This is a genomic window from Hydrocoleum sp. CS-953, assembly GCF_002260545.1.
Classification (GTDB): Bacteria; Cyanobacteriota; Cyanobacteriia; order Cyanobacteriales; family Microcoleaceae; genus Trichodesmium.
The window spans coordinates 1-12,425 of the sequence record NZ_LGSU01001411.1; the positions used below are offsets into that span (position 1 = coordinate 1).

A 12,425-nucleotide genomic window follows, 5' to 3' on the forward strand; every position below is an offset into this window, starting at 1 on the left:
CCTAATAACAAGTCTTATTAGAGAATACCAATAATATTAAAGGCCAGGGAATAGTCTATGTATTACCACCATATATTAAAAAATTTCAAAAGTATAGTCAGAAAGATAGGAAAACAATTAAGACTACTAACTAAGGCATTAGTAAGAGCGATCGCTCAAAACAAAAAATCTTTGGGTAAAACTTCTAATGCTGGGTTTGTGCTGCCGACAGTCACAATGGTGATGTTGGTAGTAGTATTACTGACTGTAGCTATGTTACTTCGTTCTTTTGATCGGGCGGAACAAGCTCGTAATGTGAGAGTAAGTCAGCAAGCTCTTAGTGCAGCTACTCCGGCTCTAGATAGAGCTAGAGCTAAACTTCAGTATTTATTGAGGGAAGATCCTAGTTTGCCGAGAGGGCAAACGCCTGATGAAGACGAAGTTGACAATTATTTAAGTAATGCTGTTGATGAGAGGTATAGATTTGCAGATGAAGAACGCTTGAGGGTAACTAATGATGGTGAGGAAATTACGACTGCATGGAGATTTCCTGTAGACACAGACAATGATGGAGACCCAGATAGCTTCACAATATATGGTATTTTCTTAGCTACTCCCCCTAGTGGTGAACAGAGAACATCTCTACAAGCAAGAACTCCACCAGTGACTGTAGGAAACTTTCAAAATGAAGACTGTCCTGCAGGTTTAAGTTTAGCAGGGAATGGTTGGTATAAAGATAATGCAACCAGTAAATTAGTCAAAAGTTTTTTTGTTTATACGGTAACTGTTCCAATTAGTGAAAATGCAGGAACTCCAGGTATTGCTGCTCTGGAATATCAAGAAGACTGGGAAAGAGTTTCTCTCTCTAATAACGCTGTAGTGTATGGAGATGACTTAGAAATATCTCCTGGTCCTGATTTTCGCATGAATGGGAGAATTTTAACCAATAGTAATTTGATAGTTTCCCCTTTTAGAAATGATTTACACTTGTTTCAAGTCAGTAGTGATGAGTCTTGCTTCTATGAAGCAGAAAATAGCAAGATAATTGTTGGGGGAAATGTTGTTAATGGAATGTCAAGTACCACTCAGACGAATAATGTACAAGTAGATTTATTTCAGGGTAGGAAGAAGGGTGTAGGACAAACTGTAATTGGCAGTGGAAATGAGTCTGTGGATAATGAAACTGCTTTTGATACAATCTATAACAATAACGCATACGAAAAGCGTATTAATGTTATGGTTGCCGATCAAATGGATAAAGGTGAAGGAGAAGACCCTTCAGCAGTTACTCTAGTAGTAGATAGAAGGACGACAGAGGAAGATACGACAGATGCAGACAGGAGAGCAGAAATACGTCGTGAGGAACTAGACATTTACTTTCGTGATCGGACGAGAAAAGTACCTTTTGCTGAAGTACCTGCTGATAACCCTGCTAATAATGTAGAGTATATTCCTACAGAAACTCCTGAAGGTAGTGGCGATCAACTTAAACCACCAGATGAATGGATACTGCCAACAGACGGTCAAACCCAACTAAACTTAGATCCAGATCAACTAACATCTAGAGAACCAGATGAGGATGATGATAATCGCCCAGAACTATTTTTGGGAGAACGCATACTTGTAGGAAATAATCTGCCAGCTAAATGGTGGAATGGTTCTGAGTTTGTTACTACGGAACAACCAACAGGTGGAAGATGGGTTAATGATAACGGAAACCCAGTTGACGATCCTCCTCGTACCCGTAAACCTCGTGTAACAGAATTACCTTCTGTGGGTTCTTTAGGTCGGAATGGTTTCTGGGAAAGGGCGGCAGCACAAGTGCCAGAAACTCCTTTAGATGGTATTGGTGGGTTGCGTGTAGTTACAGGAGCAGGGGTTTATTCGCGGACTAATTCTTTTCTGCCACCTCCATTACCACCTGGAGAAACCTATGACGACCTAGCAACTCCTGACGTAGAACAATATACTGTTGTCTGGCCAGATACCATGCCAATGTCACCTGGTCCTAATGGTCTAGTTTATGACAATGCAAATGTTGCTGGGGGGGGATGGCAGAATATAGCAGCTTTTAGTGATCCAGATGATATACCAACAAAGGGAGATCTCCAGATGCGGGCAACAGTTCTATATCACTATGCACGATACCCCATTGACTCAGAAAGTGGAGAAAACGACCAACAACCTATTGCTTGTATTAGTAGTTATTATGACCCAACAGATAGTACAACGGCTCTAAATGAGGATGAATTACTTTGGAATACAGACCCTAATGGTAAATCAAACAATGGCATAGTTTACAAAGCACCAACAACAAGAGCTACACGACCTGAACTAGCAGAACAAGCAAATATGGTTTTCCCAGATGGCAGGTTTGCTAATGAACCTCTGCGCAGAGCTTTAGAGAGACTATCTAATGGTGGCGACCTCACCCTAGAGGAACAAGCAGCAATAGATTCGACTCTGTGTTCTTTAGAGATATTAGACTATCCTTTGAGTTTTACTAATAATCCTGGTGGAGTAACTATTCCTCATGGTGTCATCAGAGAAGTAACCCTATTGGATGCTAGACAAATAAAAGCAATAGATGATGACGATCCTAACACTACTGTTGATGAAACCTTTACTCTTAATAGCCCCCTAACACCCGACCCTCAGTCTGCTAATTTAACAACAAACTATGATTTGGCTTTAGAGGAACGGCAACCTCTAGAAATTCGTTTGACTCAATTAGATTTGAATCAAATGAGAAATCAGACGATCACTCCTTTAGTAACAACGGGACCATCGCCAGAGTATTTGTTACCCAATAGCGGTATTATCTATGCTACTCGTGATGATGCTTTACCAGACAGGAGCGATCGCAGATCGAATGGTAATGGTATAGATGAAGATGCTAGTAAAGCTATTAGTCCTACCGATTATAAATTAGACCCGACTCGACGACCTAATGGCATAATGTTGATCAATGGTCAACGTCTAGCTAGAAATGATGATAATGATAATGGTCAAAATGATGATAATAATGATGTTGTTAGCAGTATTGAAGATGTTGTGAAAGAAAAGGGTTTAACCTTAGTCACTAATTTACCAGTATATATTCACGGTCAATTTAATCCTCACGGTGACCCCAAGCTTCTCCCTCGAGAGGAATTCACTCAACTCTTAGATGATGACTGGGATAATTTCTACGGTCGTACTGAAAATCAGATAAATCCGAATTTTGCCTGTCGTGCAGGAGACCCAAGAATTCGTGGTTGTAGCGAAGGAGATAGTTGGCGTGCGGCAACTGTGCTGGCAGATGCAATTACATTATTATCTGATGATAATGATTATGATGATGATGGTAATCCTAATGATGATGATGGTAATCCTAATAATGATAGTTATGATAATATTACTCTAGGTTTCCGTCCTGGTTTTCGTAATGAGGGAGATTTTGACCTCAGAAATAATGCTGGTAATCTTCCGGTTGTTGCGAACGATTTTGATGGAGACAACATAGCGGATGCAGGATATGATTTTGATGGGACTCCAGGAAATGAAGATACAGCAACCGTTGATGAAACACAGTTAGGTTTTGACTTAGATGGAGTTGATCAGGATGGAGATGGTGACTTTGCAGATAATACAGCAGTTCTAGAAGAGGATATTACAGTTGCTGGCGCTCGAATGTTAAATGGTTTCTATGGTAATAATTTTGTTACTAATGGTTTGAGTAGTCAAGCTTTTGATGCCAACGGAGATCAAGTAGCTTTTGACCCTGCTAATAATCTTCAAGATACTAACTACTCGACTAATAATGGTACTGCCATTAATAGTTCATACTTCAATAATTATGTGACACCTGTGCAGCGACGGGGACAATTTCCAGAGTATGTAATGGAAATGTGTCGTAAGTTGCCTGTATCGTCTTGTCAGCCTCCAGATTGGTTTGTGGGTGCTGATAATGGTACTGGTGGCGGCACTGCTAACAATGATATTATAGAGACTGATGAACAATTACAAGCAGCAGATGTAATAGGTGAACCTGCTAATATCCTAGGTGCAGGCACTACAGCTCGCCCTGCATTAGATCCTAATGACCGTCGTTATCCAAGGCGTATAGCATTTGCCCGGGATAATAACTTTAACTTAATATTGGATGGCAACGGAGCAATTCCAATAGGAGTAGGTGGTGGTAATGTGAATGTCTTCCCCCCTTATAATACGGTTACAATAATAACTGGAACAGTACCAGTACCAAGCTTAGATGGAACTTACAATGCTGGTTTACCTGATATAGCACCTAACGCTCTTTGGTTTAGAACTTCTAACGATGCTACAAACCCAACTGCTGGAGAAAATTATGGTAATACCCATCCTTTGGCTTATTTAGAGCCATTAGCGCCTGGAGGAACAGTTCAACAACCTCTGCTAGTACCTGTTCTCCAAAATTATGTACCAACAAATACACCTCAAGGTGATCAGGGTAACTTACCAAACCCAAATAATAATACCCTAAGAAGTAACTCAAGATGGCTAACCCGAGCCTCTGGAGATACTACATTTAACTTAGTAGTAGGTTCCGGTGACGTACCACCTCGTCCTCCAGAAACCAATGGTGGTTTACAAAACTTACCTCGCTTCCTCGAAAACTGGGCACAGGACAACAACAATAATTTTGCTACTAACATCATTGGTAGTTTTATGCAATTAAACCGTAGCGCTTATGCTACCGCACCTTATCCACATGTTCCGCCCAATGGTATAAACGATCAACGAGGCGCGAACAGTCTTTTTGGGTTTCGAGGTTCCTATAAAACCAACAACTATACTGTTAACAACAACGGTGCTAGGGTTGGATACTTCCTGCCACCGGATCGTAGCTGGGGATTTGATGTCGGTCTGCTTTCCCAGTCCCCCGACTACTTTTCCCAACAATTGAGTGGGGAAGACTCAAGTGGTGAACCAGACAAGTATTATCGGGAAGTAAGTTTAGATGATGAATGGGTAGAAACTTTGTTGTGTTCTCAAGTGATTGATGATGATGGACAAGTCGTTGAAAACGCAGCTAATGATAATTATCGTCAAAATTGCAACTAATTTACCAAGGTAATGATTGATATCTAAAAATCAATAGACATCTTGCAGAAGTGAATATTTAGTATTTTTACATCTATATTATTCTGACTTTCTGCAAGATTTAACAAAATATAATTAAACAACGAGAGCTATGAATAAACAACAAATTCAACAAAAAATCCAAAAATGGCAACAAATTAATCCTAATGCGGGCTATACCATTATGGAAGGTTTAGTGGCAATGATTATGGTTGCTTTTCTGATGAGTGCAATTGCACCTGTTATTGCTCTGTCCGTAGGGACTCGCGTTCAGGCAAGACGGATAGAATTAGGATCTCAGGCAGCTAGGAGTTACATAGATTGGGTGAGATCAAACCCAGAAGAAAACGCTCCTGGTTTCCTGGGACAAGACCCACATTCAACTGTTGCCCCTAGTAGCGGTAGCCTAAGTTGTGAAGATAAGGATGGAGAGTATTGTGGTACTGATCGTCAGTTGTTCTGTATTGATGGTGGAGATGGGGGAGGCTGCAAAATCAGCAGCCCTACAGATATGATAATTCAGGCGGGACGTTCATATCCCGATGCTAGTCTTGGTTATCAACTACTTGTGCGAGTTTATAGATCAGATGCTTTTCAGGAAACTTCACTTTGTCCCGAAGGAACAGATTGTCCTGAAAAAGGAACACAGCAATCTGCAGTTACAAATGCTATTGGTAATCGTAGGTTGCCAGTGGTAGAAATGGTAACAGAGATAGCACCAGTAGACCTAAATGGTTCATTTCAAAATATTTGTAATCGTATAGATCCTACAGGAGCAAGTTGTCCATAAAATATAGAGTGATAAATTTTAAAAAAATTGGGAATATATTTATGATGCAAAACTTACTGAAATTACTAACAAAAACCGAGTCAAATCGCAAATCACAAAAGTTAAGCAACTTGACAAGTGGTTTTACTATGATAGAACTACTTGTAGGCACAATCATTGCATTTTTAATAATTGTTCCTATGTTGACTTTTGTGGTGGATATCCTTAACAGAGATGTGAGGGAGCAGGCAAAGACCAATAGCGAACAGGAGTTACAGGCAGCAATTGACTATATTGCTCAGGATGTGAGTCAGGCGTTTTATATCTACACTCCAAATGAAGTTAGCTGCATTCAAAACCGGAATGCAGACTCTTGTGGTACGACTCCAGAAACAACAGGGGATACAGCTATACCAACTGATGTAGGTACGCCAATACTTGTCTTTTGGAAACGTAAACATGAAAGCAACGTTTTACCTGTTGATGGCTGTACTCCTAATGGTACAAATGATTGCCTTGATGATACGTTTGTATATTCGTTAGTTGCCTATTACAAAATAGACGAAACAAGCACTGCTTCTGTTTGGTGTGACGAAACACCCTGCCCGTCTAGGATAGCTAGAGTAGAAATTAGTGACAACCCTACTGATGGTTTAGGTAACTACATTGGGGAAGTACCTGATAACGGTTACAATACAGCCAATATTGGCAATAGAGAAACACCAGGAGAGCTTGTCAGAGGTGGTGGAGATTTTAATCCAGTAGCAGTGTTAGTTAATTATATAGAAGATTTTAATCTCAATTCGGTGGATAACAATAATCTAGCTCAAATTACTATTATTGGTAATTCTCTGCGTCGCAGTCAAAATAATTTTAGTTGTATAGAAGATGATTCGACAACTCCTCCAGAGTATAAAGATTCGCCATATTGTCCTCAAGCAACTGCTCAAGTGGGTGGACGTAGTGGTTTTGGAGAATAGTAGATTGCAAATTTCAAAACTAATAAGTATTAAATTTTCTTATACAGAAAACAGATATGAAACCCTCAACTTTTTTATTCAAACTTTTACTCCAGCTTTCCCCAAAGCGTTCTATTTACCCTTTTAGTGTGAATGCAGGTTTTTCTCTTGTAGAGCTAGCAATAGTAGTTTTAATCATAGGTATATTGAGCGCGATCGCTGTCCCTGGTTGGAATGCTTTTGTCAATAGACAGCGCACCCGCACAGTTAACGATGGGGTATTTCGAGCATTGAGGTCGGCACAAAGTGATGCTAAGTTGAAAAAGGCAGATAGAATACTTGAATTCCGGGACGTTAACATTGATTCTGCAACAAATCCTAGCACAGGTAAACCTTATAACGATCCACCAAGATTCCATATTTATTCTACCTCTAAAACAACTCCAATACCAAATAGCGATGTATTGTGGAAATCTTTAGGAGCAAATGGTGAAATTAAACCAGGAATGGTTAAATTATCTATAAAAGAATGTCAAACTAAAGATGCTAATGATAACTGTACAGCTTATCAAGACGATGCAAACGATCAAATTAAATTTAACCATTTAGGTGCAGTGGAAATAGATGATCCAGCCCAAGAACTACCTTTTGCTGTTACTGCTTCTACAACAGATGATGGATTTAAAAGATGCGTAATTGTTGAAACAATCTTAGGTAGTATGAGAATAGGAGAAGGAGAATTTGATTCAGCAACAGGAGCAGGATGCCCATAATTTAATTTATCCCTATATATACCATAAAATAACTACTCTGTCAAACTAATTTCAGGTTAACGATAGGGCAAATTTTTTATCTTCAAAAACATCATCCTGTTTGACATCAAATTATTAATTACTAAAATAGTAAATAGGATTAAAAATACGAAATAAAAGAATATCAGGGTTAAAATGAAGACTAAAATCTCTACTTCCGTAAAATCAACTATTACTAAAAGTCTGACAATAAATTCCTCAGAAAAATTACTGAAACAACAAGAAGCAGGATATAGTCTCATAGAATTAACATTTGTTGTTCTAATTATTGGTCTTCTGGCAGCGATCGCCGCCCCCGGATGGTTAGCTTTCACCAACAACCAGCGCCTCCGCACTTCCAACGATAGAATATATCAAGCGATGAAAACTGCACGCAGTAATGCTATGCGGGATAAAGTTACTTGGCAAGCAAGCTTCCAAGAAAAGGATCAAATAGCTCAATGGGCAATACATCCAGAAACTGTTGATGCTCAAAAAGCTAACTGGCAAAACCTAGATCCATTTGTGAAAATAGATGATGAAACAACCCTCCGTCAATACTCGTCAACTAAAATTTGGAGAATAAAATTCAATTACAAAGGTCATCCCAACGGTTTCAGACGTATAACTTTATCTCTTCGGAGTGGAGGTACAGCAAAACGTTGTGTATTTGTCTCGACTCTTTTAGGAGCAATGCGAACCAGTAAAGAGCAGGCAAAACCTGACAAAAGTGGAAAATACTGCTATTAGAATTTGTAGGTTGGCTTTTGTTTCTCTCAACCCAACATTTTCTATTGTAGGGGCGAATGGCCATGTGCTAACGCAAAGCTCCGCTAACGCCCCTACAGGGTTTTGATTATAATGAGGTTTCCTCCATTTCCAACACTTGCCAAACTTCCTGCATTAACTCCTCTAAACCAATACCTGCAACAGCAGAAATAAGGAAAACTTTTCCCCCGCTCATCTCCCTAAACCTACTTACCAACTCTTGTATTTCTGCAGTCTCCACATCAACTGCATCAACTTTATTTAAAGCTAAAATTTGCTGCTTATCTTCTAAATTTCGCCCATAAGCTGTTAACTCATTTTGAATAGTCTCAAAATTTTCCACTGGATCAATATCTGTAATATCAACCAAATGCAACAATAACTTAGTCCGTTCGATATGCCTCAAAAATTCATGCCCCAAACCCAAACCAGCAGAAGCACCTTCAATTAAACCAGGAATATCAGCAAAAACAGTACCATCTCCCGTCGGTTTTCTCACAACACCCAAATTTGGCACTAAAGTAGTAAAAGGATAATTAGCAATTTTTGGACGAGCAGCAGAAAGAGATGCAATTAAAGTAGACTTTCCTGCATTGGGCAAACCAATAATTCCCACTTCAGCTAACAACTTCAACTCTAATCTCAACATTCGCACTTCACCCTCCAAACCAGGCAAAGCATATTCAGGAGCGCGGTTACTATTACTAAGAAAATGCTTATTTCCTAATCCACCTTTACCACCTTGAGCAACACAAAAAGTTTGACCTGGTTTAACCAAATCTCCCAATAACTCCTCAGTTTCCGCATCATAAATCATCGTACCAGGAGGCACTTCAATTAAGCGATCGCTCCCTGCGGCCCCAGTCATATTTTTTGGACCGCCCCGTTTACCATTTTCGGCCTTAAAAACACGTTGAAATTTAAAATCCAACAAAGTCTGGAGATGAGCAACGGCCACCAAAATCACAGACCCTCCACGGCCACCATTACCACCAGCAGGCCCTCCGGCAGGGACAAACTTTTCGCGACGAAAGGCAACCATTCCATCGCCACCTTTACCACCTTCTACTTGAATTTCTGCTTGGTCAATGAATTGCATAAGTGAAGTTCTCTCCCGTTAAATCAAAGATTATAACGGGAGCTTCTCAAACTAAAGATAATTGAATCCTTGTTTGCTGAAGTTTCTTGCCTCACAGGCCGATCAATATCTAAGCCTCCACAAGCAGACAAGATGATACCCACCTCGTGTAATGCTTTATTTAATATGTTAATTGCAGCATTCTCATCTCTATCTAAAACCGTTTTACATTTAGGACAAGAGTGAGTTCTAATTGATAAAGTTTTAGGCACTTTATGACCACAATTACTACAATTTTGTGATGTATTGTGAGGATTAACTTTAACTACATGAACACCGCGTTTGACCGCTACTGCATTCAACTTTTCAATAAAAGCACCCCATCCTACATCATAAATTGATTTTGATAGTTTAGTATTTCTAGCTAAACCTTTAATATTAAGGTCTTCTACAGCAATTAAATCATACTCTTTAACTAACTTGTGAGCAGTTTTGTAGTGAAAATCTTCTCTTTTTCTAGCAATATGTTGATGCAATCTAGCTATTTTATTTTGCGCCTTTTTCCAGTTATTAGAACCAATTTCCTTTCTGTCTGCTTGACCTTGTTTTCTAGCTAAATTAGAAGCAGCTTTTATATAGAAATTTGGGACAGAAACAGTTTCTCCAGTATTAGTAGTCAAAAACTCTTTTAAACCTACATCAATACCTACAGCAGTTTTGATATTATCTGTAGGAATTAAACTAGGTACTGACTTATCTTCTAAACTCAAACTCACATAATAACCATCAGCTTTTTTAGTTATAGTTGCAGTTTTGATAACAAACCCATCTGGAATAGGTCTATGAACTATCACAGGAATAGCACCCAACCTGGTAGTAATTATTTGTTTTCCATCAAACTTAATTACTGCTTTGGGATGATTAACTCTACTAAAACAGAATGACCTTAATTTACCTGATTTTTTGAATCTAGGTCGTCCTCCACGCTTACCAGTTTTATCAGTTATTAGCCAACTTTTCCAGGCTTTATCTAGTCTTTGTAAGTTAATTTGCTGGACTGCAGAATATATTTCCTTGTAATCGGGAAATAACTGTTTTGTCTGTTTAAGTGCTGATTGCTGAAAATAATAATCTGGTCTACTGGGAATCTCACCAATAGGACATGCAATTAATGAGCAACGGTCAACTTGACATCTAGTTCTATTCAAGCAGTCTAATCGTTGACCAAGAGCATAATTCCAATGTCTTCGTAACAGTTCTAGCCAATAATCAATTTTGACTGATTGTTCTAGAGTCGGCTTAATTTTGTAGCAATGAGTAATTATCATAATTTTTCTACTACTCTTTACTGTTATAGGGTGAACATCAATCGACACCTATATAAGTTTCCTCTCGGCAATTCCCCTCCCGTTAAATCAGAGATTATGACGGGAGACCCCTTGCCGAATCTAGTTGGGAAAAAGTTTAGTGAGGAAATAGCATTTTTCAGCAATATCCATCCCTTTTTGCCAAATTTTTAAATCTTTAAAGTTATGAATGTCAGGCATTTTTAACTTGTCTTTTAAATTTTACAGACGGTTTCATCTGAGTGAGTTAGAGCTATTACCAAGCAACAAATATTTTATCATTATTCCTTACTCCCTACTCCCTAAAAATTGTAACTATTTCCCTACTCCCTACTCCCTACTCCCTACTCCCTAACAATACCTAGACACATCTTCCTGACATTCATCTGCTAAATAAGATAAGGCACGGAAGCGCAAACCAACTAATTGATCGTATAGTGGGTTAAGTTTACACATAGCTGGAATGTGGGCTACTTTCTTACCAAAAATCACAACATCTCGCTCAAATGGACATTGGGGAGGAATCATTTTACATACCATGTGAGCTACTTTTGGATCGTGAATGTCCCACCCATCTAACCAGTCTTTTATCGGAGCAAGTACAGTTTGATGATGTTCGGGGTCGTGGGGAATAATAAAAGTGCCAGTATGTTCCGTTTCTTCCAGCCAACTTTCTAAATTATCTTCTTCTGCTTGTTCTTTAGCTTTTTCTAGATTCTTTCTAAGTGCATCTAAGGCTTTAACTTTTAGTCCTAGAGCATCACAATATTGATGGAGTATATCATCTTCAGTAACAGAATAAATTCCATCTGCCAAGGCTACCATCACAGCAGTTCTCATAAAGTTTTCTGCTATATTAGGATTTTCCCCAAAGACCTTGGCTAAATCATCTGGAGCAATAGGTTGTAGTTCTGAGATTTCAATTGTCGAAGCAAACTCTTCATGGCTAAAGTGGTCAAATAAATCTTTTTCTGTAGCATCAAGTTCTCCATCTGCATAAGCAACGCTCATGAGTCCTCGTAACCAAGTAGTAGTTTGTTCTTTGTTGAGAGAAGATTTTACAATGTTAGTCATGCCTTAACCTCTGATTAAATATAAGTTTTGTGATTTGCTCCCAGACCTAATCAAAAATTCTTAGCAGGGAAGCTACTAACTATATTTTACCTCAGTAGGCACAGCCTAAAATCCTCAAGTTTCTAATTTATTTGAAGTTTATTTGTTGCGGTTTATTTATGTACTAATAGCTACATTATTTTAGCTAAATTTTGGCTAAAACTTTTATCCATAGATAATAGCGTTTATTTATATGTAGTAATCAGGAATCAGATGTGACAATTGAGGTGTTCCTTAAAAATATACAACATAGCAGTTATTATATTCATATATATTCATTTTTTTCTTCTTCTCTGTTCCCTGGTCCTGGTTAAGTTTTCCCTAAAAGTATCAAATATCTCACAACTTAAATCATATTGCTATATCAAAGCTGTACTGCATGAAATATAGCTAAGTTTAGCAGTGGAGTTTATTTGTTTTGATCAAATATTTAGAGATTGAATGTATCAGGAAATATAAAAAGGAGATAGGGAACACTTAACTGGGAATAGGTATGGAGGTCCGAAGAAATACAAGGGC

At 38.6% G+C, this 12,425-nt stretch carries 8 protein-coding genes; 5 read left to right on the forward strand and 3 right to left on the reverse strand.

Going from position 1 to position 12,425, the window contains the following annotated elements:
* Positions 1–57: 57 nt before the first annotated feature.
* The 5 genes from hpsA (at position 58) to AFK68_RS28595 (ending at position 8,351) form a co-directional block, all read left to right on the forward strand.
* Positions 58–5,064, forward strand: a complete 5,007-nt coding sequence (gene hpsA, locus AFK68_RS28575) for a hormogonium polysaccharide biosynthesis protein HpsA (RefSeq protein ID WP_094677140.1) — start codon at positions 58–60, stop codon at positions 5,062–5,064.
* Positions 5,065–5,194: 130 nt separating this feature from the next.
* Positions 5,195–5,872 (forward strand): hormogonium polysaccharide secretion pseudopilin HpsB, encoded by a 678-nt coding sequence (gene hpsB, locus AFK68_RS28580; RefSeq protein ID WP_094675446.1) that lies wholly within the window; start codon positions 5,195–5,197, stop codon positions 5,870–5,872.
* Between the two features lie 41 nt (positions 5,873–5,913).
* Positions 5,914–6,831 (forward strand): hormogonium polysaccharide secretion pseudopilin HpsC, encoded by a 918-nt coding sequence (gene hpsC, locus AFK68_RS28585; protein WP_143438164.1) that lies wholly within the window; start codon positions 5,914–5,916, stop codon positions 6,829–6,831.
* Between the two features lie 56 nt (positions 6,832–6,887).
* Complete coding sequence (locus tag AFK68_RS28590; protein WP_094675442.1) at positions 6,888–7,583, forward strand: type II secretion system protein; 696 nt, start codon at positions 6,888–6,890, stop codon at positions 7,581–7,583.
* 174 nt (positions 7,584–7,757) lie between these two features.
* On the forward strand, positions 7,758–8,351 hold the full coding sequence (locus tag AFK68_RS28595; protein WP_143438163.1) for a Tfp pilus assembly protein FimT/FimU: 594 nt from the start codon (positions 7,758–7,760) through the stop codon (positions 8,349–8,351).
* Between the two features lie 106 nt (positions 8,352–8,457).
* Here the strand turns inward: AFK68_RS28595 and obgE are convergent, their stop codons facing one another.
* From obgE to AFK68_RS28615, 3 genes are all read right to left on the reverse strand, one after another.
* Positions 8,458–9,468 (reverse strand): GTPase ObgE, encoded by a 1,011-nt coding sequence (gene obgE, locus AFK68_RS28600; RefSeq protein ID WP_094677142.1) that lies wholly within the window; start codon positions 9,466–9,468, stop codon positions 8,458–8,460.
* A 23-nt stretch (positions 9,469–9,491) separates the two neighbouring features.
* Positions 9,492–10,775 (reverse strand): RNA-guided endonuclease TnpB family protein, encoded by a 1,284-nt coding sequence (locus AFK68_RS28605; RefSeq protein ID WP_094677144.1) that lies wholly within the window; start codon positions 10,773–10,775, stop codon positions 9,492–9,494.
* Positions 10,776–11,144: 369 nt separating this feature from the next.
* The gene (locus tag AFK68_RS28615) at positions 11,145–11,867 is read right to left on the reverse strand and encodes a Mo-dependent nitrogenase C-terminal domain-containing protein (RefSeq protein ID WP_094677146.1); all 723 of its coding nucleotides are present in this window, start codon (positions 11,865–11,867) and stop codon (positions 11,145–11,147) included.
* Between the last annotated feature and the right edge of the window lie 558 nt (positions 11,868–12,425).